The sequence below is a fragment of the Comamonas sp. MYb21 genome (assembly GCF_037479395.1).
In the GTDB taxonomy this organism is placed as follows: Bacteria; Pseudomonadota; Gammaproteobacteria; order Burkholderiales; family Burkholderiaceae_C; genus Comamonas.
Map to the genome: position 1 here is coordinate 440,143 of NZ_JBBGZC010000002.1, position 17,785 is coordinate 457,927.

General features: G+C 66.5%; 16 protein-coding genes. 7 read left to right on the forward strand and 9 right to left on the reverse strand.

What is annotated here, in order from left to right; translation table 11 throughout:
- Positions 1-129: 129 nt before the first annotated feature.
- The 4 genes from WH367_RS04945 to WH367_RS04960 all read left to right on the forward strand — a co-directional run bounded on the left by WH367_RS04945 (position 130) and on the right by WH367_RS04960 (position 4,479).
- On the forward strand, positions 130-1,089 hold the full coding sequence (locus WH367_RS04945; protein ID WP_312987665.1) for a Bug family tripartite tricarboxylate transporter substrate binding protein: 960 nt from the start codon (positions 130-132) through the stop codon (positions 1,087-1,089).
- A gap of 157 nt (positions 1,090-1,246) precedes the next feature.
- Complete coding sequence (locus tag WH367_RS04950) at positions 1,247-1,831, forward strand: tripartite tricarboxylate transporter TctB family protein (RefSeq protein WP_021026981.1); 585 nt, start codon at positions 1,247-1,249, stop codon at positions 1,829-1,831.
- Positions 1,831-3,345 carry a tripartite tricarboxylate transporter permease gene (locus WH367_RS04955; RefSeq protein WP_339519053.1) on the forward strand — a complete coding sequence of 505 codons (1,515 nt, stop codon included), beginning with the start codon at positions 1,831-1,833 and terminating at the stop codon, positions 3,343-3,345. The genes WH367_RS04950 and WH367_RS04955 overlap by 1 nt, the downstream gene beginning before the upstream one ends.
- 192 nt (positions 3,346-3,537) lie before the next feature.
- Positions 3,538-4,479, forward strand: coding sequence for a DedA family protein/thiosulfate sulfurtransferase GlpE (locus tag WH367_RS04960; RefSeq protein ID WP_339534562.1), 942 nt, complete (start codon positions 3,538-3,540; stop codon positions 4,477-4,479).
- 11 nt (positions 4,480-4,490) lie between these two features.
- Here WH367_RS04960 and WH367_RS04965 read toward each other — a convergent pair whose 3' ends face one another.
- The 6 genes from WH367_RS04965 to WH367_RS04990 form a co-directional block, all read right to left on the reverse strand.
- A complete protein-coding gene (locus tag WH367_RS04965; protein ID WP_339534565.1) occupies positions 4,491-5,738 on the reverse strand; it encodes a putative Na+/H+ antiporter in 1,248 nt (415 codons plus the stop codon).
- A 230-nt stretch (positions 5,739-5,968) separates the two neighbouring features.
- Positions 5,969-7,012 (reverse strand): transporter, encoded by a 1,044-nt coding sequence (locus WH367_RS04970; RefSeq protein WP_021026985.1) that lies wholly within the window; start codon positions 7,010-7,012, stop codon positions 5,969-5,971.
- Positions 7,013-7,113: 101 nt separating this feature from the next.
- Complete coding sequence (locus WH367_RS04975; protein ID WP_021026986.1) at positions 7,114-7,278, reverse strand: hypothetical protein; 165 nt, start codon at positions 7,276-7,278, stop codon at positions 7,114-7,116.
- A 16-nt stretch (positions 7,279-7,294) separates the two neighbouring features.
- The gene (locus WH367_RS04980) at positions 7,295-8,392 is read right to left on the reverse strand and encodes a YeeE/YedE thiosulfate transporter family protein (protein WP_339534568.1); all 1,098 of its coding nucleotides are present in this window, start codon (positions 8,390-8,392) and stop codon (positions 7,295-7,297) included.
- An 83-nt stretch (positions 8,393-8,475) separates the two neighbouring features.
- Positions 8,476-9,435, reverse strand: a complete 960-nt coding sequence (locus WH367_RS04985; RefSeq protein WP_339534570.1) for a sulfurtransferase — start codon at positions 9,433-9,435, stop codon at positions 8,476-8,478.
- A gap of 136 nt (positions 9,436-9,571) precedes the next feature.
- Positions 9,572-10,117, reverse strand: coding sequence for a DUF4256 domain-containing protein (locus WH367_RS04990; RefSeq protein WP_339534572.1), 546 nt, complete (start codon positions 10,115-10,117; stop codon positions 9,572-9,574).
- 106 nt (positions 10,118-10,223) lie between these two features.
- Here WH367_RS04990 and WH367_RS04995 point away from each other — a divergent pair, with 106 nt between their 5' ends.
- Complete coding sequence (locus WH367_RS04995; protein ID WP_339519042.1) at positions 10,224-11,114, forward strand: plasmid replication/partition related protein; 891 nt, start codon at positions 10,224-10,226, stop codon at positions 11,112-11,114.
- A 12-nt stretch (positions 11,115-11,126) separates the two neighbouring features.
- Here the strand turns inward: WH367_RS04995 and WH367_RS05000 are convergent, their stop codons facing one another.
- The 3 genes from WH367_RS05000 to hemH all read right to left on the reverse strand — a co-directional run bounded on the left by WH367_RS05000 (position 11,127) and on the right by hemH (position 15,623).
- A complete protein-coding gene (locus tag WH367_RS05000) occupies positions 11,127-13,967 on the reverse strand; it encodes an AAA family ATPase (protein ID WP_339534575.1) in 2,841 nt (946 codons plus the stop codon).
- A gap of 92 nt (positions 13,968-14,059) precedes the next feature.
- Positions 14,060-14,527, reverse strand: a complete 468-nt coding sequence (locus WH367_RS05005) for a GNAT family N-acetyltransferase (protein ID WP_339534577.1) — start codon at positions 14,525-14,527, stop codon at positions 14,060-14,062.
- A 46-nt stretch (positions 14,528-14,573) separates the two neighbouring features.
- A complete protein-coding gene (gene hemH / locus WH367_RS05010) occupies positions 14,574-15,623 on the reverse strand; it encodes a ferrochelatase (protein ID WP_339534579.1) in 1,050 nt (349 codons plus the stop codon).
- 129 nt (positions 15,624-15,752) lie between these two features.
- On the opposite strand from hemH, the gene WH367_RS05015 reads away from it, so the two are divergent.
- Positions 15,753-16,496, forward strand: coding sequence for an HAD-IA family hydrolase (locus WH367_RS05015; RefSeq protein ID WP_339534581.1), 744 nt, complete (start codon positions 15,753-15,755; stop codon positions 16,494-16,496).
- A gap of 126 nt (positions 16,497-16,622) precedes the next feature.
- On the forward strand, positions 16,623-17,597 hold the full coding sequence (locus WH367_RS05020) for a quinone oxidoreductase family protein (protein ID WP_339534584.1): 975 nt from the start codon (positions 16,623-16,625) through the stop codon (positions 17,595-17,597).
- Positions 17,598-17,785 lie beyond the last annotated feature (188 nt).

Here is a 17,785-nt window from a genome sequence, read left to right on the forward strand (position 1 = left end):
GAGTGTGCACCAATTCCCCAGCGCCTCCGGGCTCGGTGTTTTCCCTAGCTCTGAACAGCCTGGCTGACAGCCATTTGACAGCTAGCGCAGCGATGATTCAGGCACTAACAACACGATCAGGAGACAACCATGCGCCGTGATGCGTTCCTCAAATCCATGCTCGCTCTGGCTGCTGCCGGCAGCTTGCCCCTGCAGGCCCTGGCCGCCACCAATGTCAAGATGCTGCTGCCCGCCAACCCCGGCGGCGGCTGGGATACGACCGGCCGCGCGCTGGGCAAGGCGCTGCAGGATGCCGGCGTGGCTGGCTCCGTCACCTATGACAACAAGGGCGGCGCGGCAGGCGCCATCGGCCTGGCGCAGTTCGTCAACGGCAGCAAGGGCGATCCCAACGCGATGATGGTCATGGGCGCCGTCATGCTGGGCGGCATCATCACCGGCAAGCCGCCGGTGGACCTCAACCAGGCCACGCCGCTGGCGCGCCTGACCAGCGAATACAACGTCTTTGTGCTGCCCGCCAACTCGCCTTACAAGAGCATGGCCGAAGTGGTCGCCCAGCTCAAGAAGGACCCCGGTTCGATCAAGTGGGGCGGCGGCTCGCGAGGCTCGACTGAGCACATTGCGGCAGCGATGATTGCCCGCGCTGTCGGCGTGGACCCGGCCAAGATCAACTATGTCGCCTTCCGGGGCGGCGGCGAGGCGATTGCTGCCGTGCTGGGTGGCAATGTCACCGTCGGCGGCAGCGGCTTTAGCGAGTTTGCCGAGTACATCGCCACCGGCAAGATGCGCCCGATCGCCGTTACCTCGGCCCAGCGCCTGGAAGGCTCGACCGTGCCCACGCTCAAGGAGCAGGGCATCGATGTGGAAATCGGCAACTGGCGCGGCGTCTATGGCGCGCCAGGCATCTCGGCCGACCAGCGCGCGCAGCTGATCGCGATGCTGGAAAAGGCCACCAAGAGCGCCAGCTGGGCCGAGTCGATGAAGAAGAATGACTGGACCTCGGCATGGCTGGCAGGCGACGCCTTCAGCCAGTTCGTCACGGCCGAGTTCGCCAATCTCAAGGACACCATGACCCGCGCAGGCATGGTCTAAGTGCAGCACGCATGGCCCTGGGCGGCCATGCCCCGCGCATTGCGCTCCCCCCCCGTTCAGCTGATGGAGGCACCGGCCTGGCCCGGTGCCCGGCTGGGCTGTTGCCGCCTGATGGGTGGCGAGGGGGAGGCGCCGTCATCTTTTCAGGAGTTTCGATATGAGCAACACCGCAGATTCTTCGGGGCCGGCCGCCAACGGCGCCGCCGCGCCTGCGCCGGAGGCTTTCGAGCATGCGCACACACCGCGCACCACCTCGCAGCTGCTGGTCGGCATAGCGGTCTTGGTAATTGCCGGCCTGCTGTCCTGGGGGGCATTGCACATCCCCTCGCAGGCGGGCTACAGCGGCGTGGGGCCGGATTTTCTGCCCTGGCTGTCAGCCAGCGTGCTGGGCCTGTGCGGCATCTGGCTGTGCTGGGAGGCGCTGACCGGCGGCTATCACCACCTCGACGCGCCCGATGGCGCCCAGCATGGTGACTGGGGTGCGCTCACCTGGGTGTGCGCAGGGCTGCTGAGCAGCGCGGCGCTGATCACCACCTTGGGCTTCATCCTCAGCTGCAGCCTGTGCTATGTGCTGGCCACGCAAGGCCTGCGCCGCGCCACCGGCCAAACGCAGGCGGGCTCGTTCAAGACCATGGGCAAGGACCTGGTGACGGGTCTGCTGATTTCTGCGCCCGTGTTCTGGGCCTTTACCCAATTCCTGGCAATCAACCTGCCTGGACTGACCGAGACAGGGTGGCTGTGATGGAAATTTTCAATGCACTGATTCAAGGCTTCATGACGGCGGCCACGCCGGTGAACCTGCTCTGGGCGCTGGTGGGCTGCGCCCTGGGCACGGCCGTGGGTGTGCTGCCGGGCATTGGCCCTGCGGTGGCGGTGGCCATGCTGCTGCCGATCACCGCCAAGGTCGAGGTGACCGCCTCGATGATCTTCTTTGCCGGTATCTACTACGGCGCCATGTATGGCGGCTCGACCACCTCGATCCTGCTCAACACCCCGGGTGAGACGGCGAGCATGGTGACGGCGATGGAGGGCAACAAGATGGCCAAGAGCGGGCGCGCTGGTGCGGCGCTGGCGACCTCGGCCATCGGCTCCTTTGTGGCCGGCACGATTGCGACCGTGGTCGTGACCCTGTTTGCGCCCACCGTGGCCGAGTTTGCCGTGCGCCTGGGCCCGCCCGAGTACTTCATGCTGATGGTGCTGGCCTTCACCACCGTGAGCGCGGTGCTGGGCAAGAGCAGCCTGCGCGGCTTGACCGCCTTGTTCCTGGGCCTGGCCATCGGCTGCATCGGCATGGACCAGATCACCGGCGCAGCGCGCTACACCATGGGCAAGCCCGAGCTGCTCGACGGCATCGACATCGTGCTGGTGGCCGTCGGCCTGTTCGCCGTGGCCGAGGTGCTGTACTTTGCGCTCTACGAAGCCAAGACCCGCGATACGCAAAACACCATGGGCCGTGTGCACATGACGCGCCGCGACTGGAAGCGCTCGGTGCCCGCCTGGATCCGTGGCACGGTCATCGGTACGCCCTTTGGCTGCATCCCTGCGGGCGGCACCGAGATCCCGACCTTTCTGAGCTATGCGGCCGAGAAAAAGCTGGCCAAGGGCGATGACAAGGCCGAGTTCGGCACGAGTGGCGCCATCGAAGGCGTGGCCGGCCCAGAAGCCGCCAACAACGCCACGGTGACGGCGGCGCTGATTCCGCTGCTGACCCTGGGCATTCCCACCAGCAACACCACGGCTGTGCTGCTGGGCGCATTCCAGAACTATGGCATCAACCCCGGCCCGCAGCTGTTTACCAGCTCGGCGGCGCTGGTGTGGGCGCTGATTGCCTCGCTCTACATCGGCAATGTGATGCTGCTGGTGCTGAACCTGCCGATGGTGGGCATGTGGGTCAAGCTGCTGAAGATCCCCAAGCCGCAACTCTATGCCGGTATCCTGATTTTCGCCACCGTCGGCGCCTATGGCATGCGCCAGAGCACCTTTGACCTGTTCCTGCTCTTGGGCATTGGCGTGCTGGGTGTGGTGATGCGGCGCTTTGACTTCCCCACCGCACCGGTGGTCGTCGGCATGATCCTGGGCCCGTTGGCCGAGGCGCAGATGCGCAACGCCGTCGCCATTGGCGAGGGCAGTTGGACCATCTTCCTGCAGCGCCCCATGTCGCTGACCCTGATCATCATCGTGCTGGCGGTGCTGATTGTCCCCCGGGTTCTGAAGTGGATGGGCAACAAAAAGGCGCTGCAGGCCGCAGCGGCTTGATGCCCAGACCTGGCAAAGCATCCTTCTCTTGGCACCCTGCGGGGTGCCTTTTTTATGGTGTTCGCGGCGCTAGCGTTCTAAAGCTGCAACACTGTATTGCCCATTTGCGGGCTAGGCAGCCGCCTGCCCATGGCCTAGTATCGACAGATCAAAAACTGGCGCTGCCCCGGCAGCGATGAATGGCTTGTTTCCATGGATCTGATTGTCGCCCTGGTGCGCGAATACGGTATTGGTATCGTCTTTTTCAATGTGCTGATCGAGCAATTGGGCGCGCCCATCCCTGCCTATCCGGTGCTGATGGTGACCGGCGCCATCCATGGCCATTCGCTGGCGCAGCAGCTGCTGCTGATTGCGGTGGCCGTGCTGGCGGCGCTGATCGCCGATGGCGTCTGGTATGCCATGGGGCGGCGCTATGGCCGGCGCGTGCTCGCCAGGGTGTGCAAGGTCTCGCTCTCGCCCGATTCCTGCGTGCAGAACACCGAATCGCTCTACGGCCGCTGGGGCGCCAAGTCGCTGCTGATTGCCAAGTTTGTGCCCGGCTTTGCGTCGATTGCCAGTGCGCTGGCAGGGGCCGTGGGCACGACGCCCGCCCGTTTTGTGCTGTTCGATGGCCTGGGCGCGCTGCTGTGGGTGGGCTCGGCGGTGCTACTGGGGGGGCTGTTCAGCTCCACGGTCGAGGACCTGCTGGCGGTGCTCGCGCAACTGGGCCAGTGGGGCTTGCTGCTGCTGGGGCTGGCGTTTGCCATTTTCATCGCGCGCCGCTGGTGGAGCCGGCGCCAGGTGATCCGCTCGCTGCGCATGGAGCGGCTCACGGTCGATGAACTCAATGACCTGCTGGGCGGCAGCGATCTGCCCGTCATTCTCGATGTGCGTGCCGGCACGGCGTTCGAGGCATCGCATATCCCCGGCGCGCATTCCTACGACCCGCATGCCAAGGGCGCGCGGCTGCCAGCCATTGATCCCGAGGCCTCGGTGATCATCTACTGCGCTTGCCCCAATGAGGTATCGGCTGCCCGCATTGCCCAGCTGCTGCGCCGCGCCGGCATCCAGCGGGTGCGGCCGCTGCTGGGCGGCATCGATGCCTGGATCGATGCGGGCTACCAGGTGCATGGCAGCAGCGCTGCGCCCGCTTGATCAGCAGCGATTTATAGGCAGAGGAAGGCCAGCGCCGCAATGGCGGTGGGCAACAAGGCGCCCAGCAACAGGCCGCCAATGCTGATGGTCGCGTTGCTGAAACCGTGCTTGAGCAGCGCCACACCGGCAGGGTTGGGCGCATTGGCAATCACCGTCAGGCCCCCGCCGGCGACGGCACCGGCCATCAGCATGTACTTGGCCGCATCGCTCATGCCTTCGATCTGCGAGCCCAGGTAGGTGAGGGCGGCATTGTCGGTGATGGCGGTCAGCCCCAGTGCACCAAAGAACAGCGCGAGCGGTGCCATGCTGGCCACCAGCGGCTGCAGCCACCAGCTTTGCAGGCCGCCCAGCACCACCAGGCCCGCCAGGAAAAAGCCCACCAGCAGCGCCTCCTTGAGGATCAGCGGGCTCTGGTACCGGGCATAGGCATGGGTGTAGCCCAGAAACAGCAGAAATACGCCCAGGAACAGCACCGGGTGGTGGGCCAGCACGACCACCGCTGCCAGCAAGGCCGCATGCACGGCCACCACACCCAGCGGCATGGTCGCTTGCGCATCCTCGCTTTGCGGTGCTGCCGCCAGATGGCCGCGCATGCACCAGGTGGCGATGCTGGCGTTGACCAGCACGGCAATCACCGCTTTCCAGCCAAACTGGCTCAGCATAAAGGCGCTGTCCCAGCCCCAGGTTGCAGCGACCATCAGCACCGGCGGTGCGGCGTAGGAGGTGAGCGTGCCGCCAATCGAGATGTTGACGAAGAGCACACCCAGTGCGAGGTACTTGAGGCGGGTGGGCATGCGCGGGGTGAAGACCAGCGGCGCCAGGGTCAGTGCGGCAATGGTCATCGCGGCCGGCTCGGTGATCAGCGAGCCCATCAGCGGCACGGCAGCCAGGCCCAGCCAGGCCAGGCTCAGGGCCGTGGGCAGCGGTGTGGCGCTGGCCACAGCCGCCAGCGTGCGCTGCACCGTCATCACGATGGGGCGGGACGCGGCCATGACCATGACGACAAAGACGAAGAGGGGCTCGGTGTAGTTGCGCGACTCGGCGTAGTCCACCGCCTGGGCCGGCCCGCTGGCCAAGGCCATGACGCCGATCAGCACCATGGCCCAGAAGCCGAAGACAATCTCGACCTCGCCCAGCAGATGGAAAACGCCGGCATGGCGCGGGTAGCGGTGCGACAGGCGCTCGAACTGCTTGGCAAGAAAGGTATGGGCCAGCGCGATGGCAAAAATGCCAGCCGCCAGGTGCTCGATGGCAAACATGGTGTGCTCCGATGCGAAGCATGCAGCCGTTTGCAGGCCGTTGGGCGCGCACGGGGGTGTCAGCGCCCCGCAGTCCAAACGGTGCAGGCAACAGAGTTCCAGCGAGGCGGCCCGACCTTCGCTCACAACCTGCCGCTACACCCTATGTGACGACACCCAAGCCTTCCATTTTACAAAAAAATAATCAGTGATCGGTTGTTAATGTCTTTTTGCAGGCGCTCAGCAGGTTCTCAGGCCGGCGGGTTGCGGCGCTTGCTGCGCAGCCACCAGGCCGCGATCAGTGAGAACAGCACGATGACCCCGACCAGCAGCCAAAAGCCCAGCGGGTCTTGGCTGAGCGGTATGCCGCCCACATTCATGCCGAACAGGCCGGCCATCATGTTCACCGGCAGGGCCAGCACGGTGATCATCGTCAAGGTGTAGAGCGAGCGGTTGGTGTCTTCGTTGATGCCGGCGGCAATCTCTTCCTGCAAAAGCTTGATGCGCTCTTCGAGCGACTGCATGTCGCGCAGGAAGACGGAAAACTCTTCGCTGGCCGCGCGCAGCGCATGCAGGTCCTCGTCCAGCATCCACTGCGGGGGCATCTGCAGCAGGCGGAACATCGCCGAGGGCTCGGGCGCGAGCAGGCGCTTTAAGCGCACCAGCAGGCGGCGCAGTGCGCCCAGCTGGCGCGGCTGCATGCGCGTGCGCCCGCCCAGCATGGTGTCCTCGATCTGGTCGACGCGGTGGGTCACATCGCGCACGATGCGCACCAGCACATCGGCCTGGGCGCGCAGCAGGCGCTCGAGCAGCTGGGGGCTGGAGCCGGGCGTGTCGCCCTGGCGAATCTGCTGGCGCAGCGCATCGACCGAGCGCAGCGGGTGGGCGCGGGCCGATATCACCCACTGGGGCGAGGCCTGGATCCACATCGTGTGGATATCGCTGGACTCGAACTGGAAGTCGAAATCGATGTCGTTGATGACGGCGAGCAGCGCATCGTCCATGCGCTCGATGCGGGTCGAGGCCAGGCCATCGCGCAGCGCCTCGAAGTACTGCTCATCGAGGGCCGCATACTGCTGCAGCCAGCGCAGGCAGTGGGCATGGGAGAGGTTGAAATGCAGCCAGACAAAGCCGGTGCTGCTGGGCGGTGCGGCCAGCCAGGCCTGCGCTTGCTCGGCGTTCAGCGCCGTGGCGGGGCCGTTGCCGTCAAAGGCATAGCCCCAGATCAGGCCGCTGTTGTCATGGGGGGAGACCAGCGGGGCCGTATCAGGCGCGCGCGGCAGGGGTTCAGTCAAGATAGCACTCCGGGGACGGGCGGATGCCCCACGCCAAACCCCGTATTTTTGGCAGCTACCGTGACTGTTTCATGACAAAGCCATGACGCGCGCTGGCGTGCTCAGTCGGGCATCGAACAGTGGCCGCCGCTGGCATGCTGGCCCGAGCCTGCGGCGATCAGCGGTGCCTCGTAGCGCAGGTCCACCGGCTGGCTGTGGACGTAATCCCAGGCGATGAAGGCGACCAGCAGCAGCCAGAAGCTGCTGCGCAAAAGGGTGGTGTTCATATGCGGCTCCTCGCGCTTAAAAACCAAAATGGCGGCGAATGCGCAGCCCGAAGATCGTGCCGACAAAGGCCAGCGGCACCCAGATCCAGCCATGGATGCTGCCGGTGCTGATGCCAGACAGCATCGCGCCCACATTGCAGCCAAAGGCCAGGCGCGAGCTATAGCCCAGCACTAGGCCAGCGACCAGGGCCACCAGCCACTGCGTGCCGGTCAGCGCCTTGGCGGCAGCCGGCTTGCCCGCCGCAATCCACAGCGCACCGGCCAGAATGCCGATGTTGGTGATGCTGGTGATGTCCAGCAGCACGGTCTCGTGCAGGCGCTGGGCATTGCCCGGCTGGCTCCAGAACCAGTTGCCTGCCAGGTCGACCATGCCGGTGCCATTGGCGACCTTGGCGGCCCAGAGGCCAAAGCCATAGACGACGCCCCATGGCTGGCCGGCAATCACCAGGTTCAGGGTCGCGAAGATGGCCAGGCCCATCGCGCCCATCACCCACTTACGCTGCCACAGGCCGGGCATGCTGCGCTGCTGCGCGGCATGGGCCTTGGCGCAATAGGCCTGGACCGCAAAGCCGATCACGGCCAGCGCCGCCAAGGTGGCGAGCAGCGCCGGCAGCCAGCCCCAGGTGCTGACCAGGCCGACTGCCGGCATGCGGCCCAGGTCCAGCCACCAGCCCAGGTGCAGCGACCCTAAAAAGCTGCCAATCGCAAACATCGGCAGGATGGTCGTGTTCATCGGGATGCCCATACCGGCCTTGTACAAGGTGCCGCTGCCGCAGCCGTCAGCAATCTGCATGCACAGGCCAAACACAAAGGCACCCACCAGCAGACTGATGCTGGGTGGGCCCAGCGCGGCCGTCAGCTCCGGGTAGTGGCCCAGCAGCGGCATGGCCATGGCAGCGGCCAGTGCCAGCAGCAGCAGCTGGCCAAACACGCCGCGCGGGTCCTTGTCCTCGACCAGCATGCGCCAGCCGGTGGTGAAGCCAAAGCGCTGGCCGGCCAGGATGGCACCCAGGCCGATACCGACCAGGAACAGCGCCGCCTGGCGCAGCGATACCGACCACAGCAGCCAGCCAAAAAAGGCCGCCATCAGGATCGACAGGGGAAGTCGTTTCATCACGATCACCGTTGAGAGTCAATACAACAAAAAGCTGCCAGCGCTTCTGCAGAAGTGCTGGCAGCCAAAGAACCGGGTCCGGCTTATTTGAACTTGCGCTGCCACCATTGCTTGGCGTCATAGGCCAGCGATTCGGCGCGGCCGGGCTGGTTCTCCATCGCCGGGGCATCGGGCTGCTGGGTCCAGTCCACCATCGAGCCAGCATACAGCTTGACATTGGGCAGGCCGGCCATCTCGCTCAGGCCAAACCAGTCGGTGGCGGCCCAGTGGCCGGTATTGCAGAAAGCAACGGTGTCCTGGCCGTCCTTGCGGCTGACCTTCTGCGCAATCTGCCGTGCGGTGGCCGGGTCGACAAACTGGGCCGTGCCTTTGACAAACCACTGGTTGAAATCGAGCTGCTGCGCGCCGGGCAGGGTGCCCGAGAGCTTGGCCGCTGGCGCGCGGGTCTTGCCTTGGTAGAAGGCATCGGGGCGGGAATCGACCAGCGCGGCATTGCTCAGGTCAACATGGGAGCGCACCTGGTCGCGTGTGGCGATCAGGCTCTCGTCCAGCACGGGCTGGTAGCTGCTGGCCTGCACCTGCGGCGCCTGGGTGCTGACGGGTTGGCCTTCGGCCACCCAGGTCTTCATGCCACCGTTGACGATGGACAGGTCCTTCAAGCCCAGCACCTTCAGGCTCCAGTAGACACGCGCCATCGCGCCAAAATCGGTGGCATCGGCGCCGGTGGACACCACGACGGCATGCGTGGCCGGGGTCAGGCCCAGCGACTGCACCAAGGCCGTGAGCTTGGGCAGATCAGGCAGCTCACCGGGGTTGGTGGCCGGGCCGCGCCACTTGCCATAGGGCGCATTGAGCGCGCCGGGAATATGGCCTTCGGCATAGAGCTTGGGCTCGCGGATATCGAGAACGACAGGCGCGGCCGCGCTTTGCTGGGCGCTGGCCAGCTCGGCCGGGCTCAAAAGGGGCTGGGCGGCATGGGCTGCCGTGAGCCAACTGCTGGCGAACAGGGCGCTGGCCACAGCCAGCTGGCGAAAGGTTGTCATGGCAATAGCGTGTAGAGGCAAATCAATGGGCTCCATTGTCCCGCGATTGCAGTCCGCAAGCACGCTATGCGCGGATTGAATATATCGCGGTAAGGTTATATGCCCCCAAGGAATATGGAATGCCGAGAGAGGATTTCTATACCCAGAGGCCGGCGCGAAAGCCGCGCGCTGCGTAATAGGACTGCACGCCATTGTGGTAAGTGAACACGCGCCCATAGCGCCGGTCGCCAAACAGCGCGCCGCCCAGGCGCCGCATCTCGTCGGGCGTGGCCAGCCAGCTGGAGGTCTTGCCGTCAAACGCGCCCAGGGTCTGCAGATGGCGGTACTGCGCCTCATCCAGCAGCTGCACACCCATGGCGTCGGCCATGCCCTGCGCACTGCCGGCGGGCTTGTTTTCCTTGCGCGCGGCCAGCGCCTCTTCGTCAAAGCAGAGGCTGCGCCGTCCCGTGGGGCTTTCGGCAGCACAATCGGCAAACAGCAGCTGGCCGCTGGCGCCATCCTGCAAGATCACATCGGGCTCGCCGCCGGTGGCCTCCATCTGGGCCAGCGCTTGGTGGGCGGCCGTGTTCTTGTCCAGGCGCTTTAGCACCAGCGCCCAGTCCAGTTGGGGGTGGCGCGGCATATGGGCTTCAAAGCGCGCTTGCAGCGCGGCCATCAATGCCTGCAGTTCGGTCTTGTTCATGGCTGTCAAATCCTTGTCAAGCGGCTGCCACTTTTGCGCACTTCTACAATCGGCGCAAGCTTTTTTAAGGATTACCAGCGGCGGCACCCTGCCGCCGCTCTGCATTATGGATATTGTTGTCAACGAAGAACTCAAGGCCTACATCGACCCACTGACCCCGGACGAGCATGCCTCGCTGGAGCGCAGCATCCTGGCCGAAGGCTGCCGCGATGCGCTGGTGCTCTGGGGCAATGTACTGGTCGATGGCCACAACCGCTACGGCATCTGCCAAAAGCATGGCCTGCCTTTCAACACGGTGCAAAACACCCAGTTCCAGTCGATGCAGGATGTCTACCTGTGGATGATCGACCAGCACCTGGGGCGCCGCAGCGTCTCGGATTTTCAGCGGGGCGTGCTGGCGCTGCGCAAGCGCGAGATTCTGGAGCACCGCAAGCTGGAGAAGGCCCACCCGGTGCCCGCGCAGCCGGCCGAAGGCGAGGCGCCAGCGCTCAGCAATGCCGATGAGGCTTTCTCGCCGGTCGATGCGGCTGAGCTGGAAAAGGTAGCCACGCGCGAGGCGATTGCCAAGGCGGCCCGCTTGTCGAGCAGCCAGGTCGCGCAGATCGAGAAGATCCAGAAAAGCGCTGCACCTGCGCTGGTCGAGGCCTTGAAGGCCGGCGATATCTCCATCAATGCCGCCGCTGTGGTGGCCACCTTGCCGCATGAAGCGCAGCAGGCCGCTGCGCAAGGCGGCAAGGATGGCTTGAAGCAGGTGGTCAAGCAGGTGCGCGAGTCCAAGCGCAAGCCCAAGGAAGAGGCCCCCGAAGCCGAAGAACCCGCCAGCGCCCCCTCGGCCGCGCATGGCGCCGAGGCGGTGGATGCTGCGCTGGACAAGGCCCAGCAGCAGATCAGCGACTTGCGCGCCCGCGTGCAGGCGCTGGAGCTGGAAAACGCCCAGCTGCGCCTGCAGCTGGCAGCAGCCTCGTCGCAGGACCTGCCGGTCCCGGACGAAGCCTGAACGGCTTAGCCGTCAATCCAGCGGCGGGCGCTTGGCGGCTTTGGGCAGCAGCCGCTGGCGGGAGCGCTGGGCACGGGGCCGCGCTGCATCGGCACGCTGGCAGGCCAGGCGGTACTGCAGCAGGCTGGCCTCGGCCGCCTGCACCACCGCAATAGGCAGGCGCTGCGCCTCGGGCATGGGGTGCAGGGCGCCCGTAGCAGGCAGGTTGCACTGGTCCATCAGCAGCGCCAGGCCCTGGCCCACATGCTCGGCCGTGTAGACATGGAACTGCCCGGCTTCCACCGCCTGCACCACGCGCTCGGCCAGCATCAGGTGGCGCTGGTTGCGCGCCGGGATCAGCACGCCATGGCTGCCATCGAGCCCCTGCGCGGCGCAGAGGTCAAACCAGCCTTCGATCTTTTCATTGAGGCCGCCCACCGGCAGCACCTCGCCGTGCTGGTTGAGCGCGCCGGTGACGGCAATGCTCTGGCGCAGTGGCAGGCCCGACAGCGATGACAGCAGCGCATAGAGCTCGGCGCAGCTGGCCGAGTCGCCTTCGACACCGCTGTATTCCTGCTCGAACACCACCGAGGCATTGAGCGCGAGCGGCGCCAGGTGGCCAAACAAGGCGGTCAGATAGCCCTGCAAAATCAGCACGCCCTTGTCATGGATGGGGCCGGACATGGCGACCTCGCGCTCGATGTTCATCACCCCTTCCTGGCCGGCATGGGTACGCGCGCTGATGCGCACCGGCAGCCCAAAGCGGTGGTCGCCGGTGTCGATCTGCGACATGCCATTGATCTGGCCGACCTGGCTGCCGGCAAAGGAGATCAGGTGCTCGCCGTCGGTGATCGCGGCATGCAGGTCCTGCTCCATCGCGTTGTGGCGCAGGCGCTGGGCGGCCAGCGCGGCCTCCACATCGGCGGCCTGCACCAGACGGTCCTGGCCTGGTTGCTGGCCGGATTGGCGGGCGCGCTGGGCGCTCTCCAGCAGCAGGGCTTCCAACTGGTTCAAGCGGCCGCTTTGGCGCTGCTGGTCGTCGGCCTCGCGGTGGGATTGCTCCAGCAGCCGGGCGACTGCGCTCGCGTCGCAGTGCGGCATCTGGTAGAGCTTGCAGCGCTGCGCCATCAGCGCCGCAGTGGCGCGGTAGGTGGCGAGCGAGGCCTGGAACTGGTCGGAAAAATCGACCTTGACGCGAAAGCGCCGGGCCATGTCCGGGTCGCTCTCCTGCAGCTGGTAGTAGGCCTCTTCGGAGCCGACCAGCACCAGCTTGAAGTTCAGCGCCAAGAGCTCGGGCAGCATCGCGCCGCTGCTGCTGGGGCCTTGGGCGGCATGGGCATCTTCGATGCGCAGCTGGCGCGTGCGCAGCACCCGGCGCAAGGCCTGCCAGCTGTCTTCGTCGCCCAGCAGATCGCGCAGGTGCAGCATCAAAAAGCCGCCATCGGCGCGCAGCACGCTGCCCGCGCGGATGCAGGAGAAATCGCTGCGGCGCTCGTCGTCTTCCGGCGGGTCGATGGTGCCAAACAGGTTGCGCAGGCTGGGCTGGTCTTCCAGCACCACGGGGGCATGGGCCTCGCCATGGTGGTCCACGATCAGGTTGAGCTGGCTGAGCGCGCGCAGCGCCTTGCGCTTGGTCTCCAGCAGGGCGCGGGCATCGTCGCGCGCATCCTGGCTTTCGCCTTCGCCCTCGATGCTGTCGGTCTGGTCGAGCAGCGCATCGGCATCCTGCGCAATGCTGCCCGGCACCCACAGCGCCATGTTCTTGAGCCACTCGGCCTGCATCTGCGACAGCCAGCGCTGCAAGGTGGCCCCATGCTCGGCGCTGGGCGTCAGGCCTTCGAGCACCTGCGCCGATGCGGCCTGCCACAGCGGCGTGGCCAACGATTGGTAGAACAGATTGAGCGCCGCATCGCGCGCCATCTGCGCTTGCCGCACCAGGCCACGGAACTGCGCCAGCTGCACGCGCAGCTGGTATTCCAGGTCTTCGGCAGGTGCCGCGGTGCTGGGGGCCTCTGCGCCATCCTTGCCTTCTTGCTCTGCGCCTTCGCCAGGCGACAGCAGCAGGGCAGGATCGGCCTCGGTGTCTGCTGGGGGCTGAGAGTCGCTTTGCAGCGCTGGCGGCAGCTGATCGGTGTCAGCGGCAGACGGCTGCTGCAGCCGCTCTGCGGCAGTCAACGCGGCAGGCGCATCGGCAGCGGGCTGTCCGGCGTCCGGGCATCCGGCGTCCGGGCCCCCGGCGTCCGGGCCCCCGGCATCGCCTTGGCCGGCAGGGCCGCTGTCCTGGCTCTCGACCACCAGCTGACCCTCTTCACGGTGAATGCGCAGGCCGGCGCTCTGGGCCCAGTCGTGCAGTGTGCCAAAAGCGGCCTCTTCGGCCTGGCGGGCTTGGTTGTAGAGCTGCTCGATCTGGCTGCGGTGCTGCGCCTGCTGCACCGCCTTGTCGAGCTGCTCGGGCAGCTTGTCCACCATGGCCTCGATGCGGCGGCGCAGGCTGCGGCCCTGGCCAGCGGGCAGGCGCAGCGCCTGGGGGCGCTCGGGCACGGCGAAGTTGTGCACAAAGGCGATATCTTGCGCAGCAGGGCGGCGCTGTGCCTCGGCCTGCATGGCCTGGCGCAGCAGCGAGGTGCGGCCACTGCCTTCTTCGCCCAGCACAAACAGGTGGTAGTCGGGCGGGTCCATCGCCAGGCCAAACTCGGCCGCCGCCTGGGCGCGCTGTTGGCCGATCCAGGAGAAGGGCTCCTGCACCAGCTCGGCCGTGCTGGCAAAGCCCAGCTGGGCCGGGTCGATGCGCAGGCGCAGCTCGTGGGCCTGCAGCAGCTCGGCGCAGAGCAAGGAGGCGGCAGATCGGGAAGGGGTCAATGGCGTGTCGGACAAGGGAATCTTTTTTTAGAAGGCCACAGGCGCGCGGGGCGGCAGGGGCCTTGTGGTGGGTCAATGGGGGTGTCTGGGCAAGGCGCAGTGCAGGGTTACAGCGCCAGCCGCATGATGTGCTGCGGCCCATAGCCGCCGCCCAGGTACAGCTCGCCGGTGTCTGCAAAACCGCACTGGCGGTACAGCGGGATGGCGGCGGCGTTCTTGCAGTTGACGGTGAGGAACACGGCTGTGGCGGCCATGCCTTGCGCCTGCAGGTAGGCGGGCAGCGCCTGCAGGCTGCGCTTGGCCAGGCCCATGCCCTGAAAGCGCTGGTCGACAAAGAAGCTGCGCAGGCCCACGCTGTCCGCCGAGGCAAAGGGGTAGTGCTGCGCGTAGTCCTGGTCGATCAGGAAAAAGCCGGCGATCTGCTCGCCATGGCCGATCAGGTGGGCGCTGAGCCCCGGGTGGAGCTCGGCCAGCGTCTGGGCCATTGGCGCAACATAGGGCTGCTGCGCCTCGTGCAGGGACAGGGCCAGCACGCGCTCGCGCTGCTCGGGCCGGTAAGGGGACAGGAGGGTCATAGGCTACGGTCTCGGGCAGCGTGGGGCGGGCGTTGTGCGGCTGGGCTCAGCGCGGCTGGAGCGGCGGCGCGCTGGTGTCCCAGCCTTGCAGGTGCTGCAGGGCCAGCTCGCGCAGGGCCTGGATCCAGCGGGGCTGGTCGTTCAAACAGGCAATGTAGTCGAACTGCTGGCCGCCTGCATGGACAAAGGCTTCGCGCACCTCCTGGTTGATCTCTTCGAGCGTCTCCAGGCAATCGGCAGGGAAGCCCGGGCACATCACCTGCACATGGCGCAGGCCTTGCTGGGCCAGCGCGATCAGGCTGGGCTCGGTATAGGGCTCCAGCCATTTGGCCTTGCCAAAGCGCGACTGGAAGGTGAGCAGGTACTCGCTCTCGGCAAGGCCCAGCTCGGCGGCCAGCAGGCGGGCTGTCTCCTGCGACTGCTGCTGGTAGGGATCGCCCAGGCGCACATTGCGCTCGGGGATGCCATGGAAGCTCATCACCAGCTTGGGCGCGCGGCCATCCATCTGCCACTGCTTGCGCACGCTCTGGGCCAGCGCCTGGATATAACCCGGGTCGCGCTGGTAGCTGCGCACAAAGCGGATCTCGGGGATGTCGCGCGCGCTGGCGCACCAGGTGTTGACGGCATCGACCACGCTGGCCGTGGTGGTGGCCGAGTACTGCGGATAGAGCGGCAGCACCAGCACACGGCGCACGCCCTCGGCCTTGAAGGCATCGAGCTGGCTGGCGATCGAGGGGTTGCCGTAGCGCATCGCTGGCCGCACCAGCACCTGGTGGCCTGCTTCGCCCAAGGTGCCGCGCAGCAGCTTGGCCTGTTTCTCGGTCCAGACGGCCAGCGGCGAGCCCTCGGGCATCCAGACGCTGCGGTACTTGGCGGCCGATTTGGCAGGGCGCGTGCGCAAAATCACGCCGTGCAACAGCGGCTTCCAGACCAGCGGCGGGATCTCGACCACGCGCTGGTCGCTCAGAAACTCGGCCAGGTAGCGGCGCGTGGCCGCCGTGGTGGGCGCATCGGGTGTGCCCAGGTTGCACAGCAGGATGCCGGTTCGGTCAGGGAGGGGTTGGCCAAGAGGCTCGGGTCGAAAGCGTGAAACCATGGCTGGGATTGTCGCAGCTTGGCAGCGGGCCCCCGTGCATACCCCTGGTCGCAGCGGGCCCGCGCGCGCTTGTCGGGCAGCGGACGGCTGCGGCGCGCCTGGCGGCCGCGATCCGCTATGCTGGGCGCCATGCTCGATCTCTCCCGAATCCGTGCCATCAGCCTTGACCTGGATGACACCCTCTGGCCCGTGCTGCCCACCTTGAAGGCGGCCGAGGCCGCACAGCACGCATTTTTGCTGGACCATGCCCCTGCCACGGCGGCGCTGCTGCAGGACCCGGCCGAGGCCCAGCGCATCCGCCAGTCGGTGCGCGATGACTTTGTGCACCTGGCGCATGACATGACGCATTTCCGCCAGCAGTTCATCCGCCGCGCGCTGCAGCAAAGCGGTGGCGATGAAGCGCTGGTCGAGGCGGTTTTTGCCCAGTTCTTTGCCGCCCGCAACCGCGTGACCTGGTTTGCCGAGGTCGAGGATGCGCTGGCCTGGCTGTCCTCGCGCTACCCGCTGGTCGCCGTCTCCAACGGCAATGCCCAGCTCGACCTGGTGGGCCTGTCGCCCTGGTTTGTAGCCAGCACCAGTGCGCGCGAGGTCGGGGTGGCCAAGCCGGATCCGCGCATTTTTGCCGCTGCTGCCGAGCGTGCAGGTATCGATCTGCCCGCCTTCTTGCATGTGGGCGACGACGCCGAGCTGGATGTGCAAGGCGCGCTGGCCTGCGGCATGCAGGCCGCCTGGGTGCAGCGCCAGGAGCTGGGCCACCACCAGCGCAGCGAAGCAGGCCTGGCCTTGCGCTGGCCCTTGAGCAGCCCCCCGCCCCAGGCGCTGGTGCGCAATCTCAGCGAACTGTGTGGTCTGCTGGGACGGCCCGCTGCCTGATCGCTGGGTAACGCCAGAGCGGTGATTGCTGCATCCACTGCAGCTATCAACTGTATGGCGCACTATTTATCCGTAGCCATGCAGGCTCTAAGCTGGCGCCATCGACAAAACCGCAAGGAGTGATGCATGGCGCAAGTGATTCGTTTGGCAGCAGCCGGTGGCCCGGAATGCATGCAGCTGCAGCAGCTGGAGCTGGTCGCACCCGGCCCGGGTGAGGTCCTGCTCGCGCAGCAGGCGGTGGGCGTGAACCCGCTTGATGTGCTGCAGCGCAAGGGCCTGGCGCCCATCCCGCTGCCATCGGGCCTGGGGCTGGAAGGCGCGGGTACCGTGCTGGCGCTGGGCGCTGGGGTGAGCCAGCTGGCGGTGGGCGACCGGGTGGCCTATGCCACGGGGCCCTTGGGCGCCTATGCCAGCGAGCGCCTCTACCCGGCCGAGCGCCTGGTCAAGCTGCCCGATAGCATCAGCGCCGAGCAGGCCGCCGCCGTGCTGTTCAAAGGCATTACCGCGCAGTACCTGCTGACGAGCACTTATGCGGTCGGCCCGGGCACCGTTGTGCTGCTCTATGGCGCATCGGGCGGTGTGGGCCAGCTGATGGCCTCTTGGGCCAAGCATCTGGGCGCCACCGTTATCGGCGTGGTCTCCAAAGCACAAAGCCAGGCACGGGCGTTGGCTGCCGGTTGCGGCCAGGCGCTGGTGTTCGATCCCCAGACCCTGGCCGCGCAGCTGCGCGAGGCCACCGGCGGCCGCATGGCCGATGTGGTCTATGACGGCCTGGGCAAGCTGTCCTTTGCCGCATCGCTGGACTGCCTGCGCCCCCGGGGCCTGATGGTGTCCTTTGGCGCCACGACCGGCGCGCCGCCCGCCGTCGAAATGGCCACGCTCAACGCCAAAGGCTCGCTCTATATCACCCGCCCCTCACTGGCTGCGCACACTGCCACGGCGGCCGAATACCAGCAGCGCGCCGCTGCCGTGCTGCAGGCGGTAGCGCAGGGCATCCTCCAACCGGCCATTGGGCGCCGCTATGCGCTCGCCGACGTGGCTGCCGCCCATGCTGATCTGGAGGCGGGGCAGACGCAGGGGGCGGTGGTGCTGCGGCCTTGAAGTAGACCTGTTGCACAGCGTCCAATCAGCAACAGCCAAGTTCCATCGGAAAGTTGTATATGGTAGATTTAAACTATTTACTATCACTTTTTGATTGGAACTTGCATGACGGGAAAACCCGCAGCCCGCATAGACGATAAAGTCAAATACGCACGCATCGTCACGGGCTCGCGCACGGTCCTGATCGG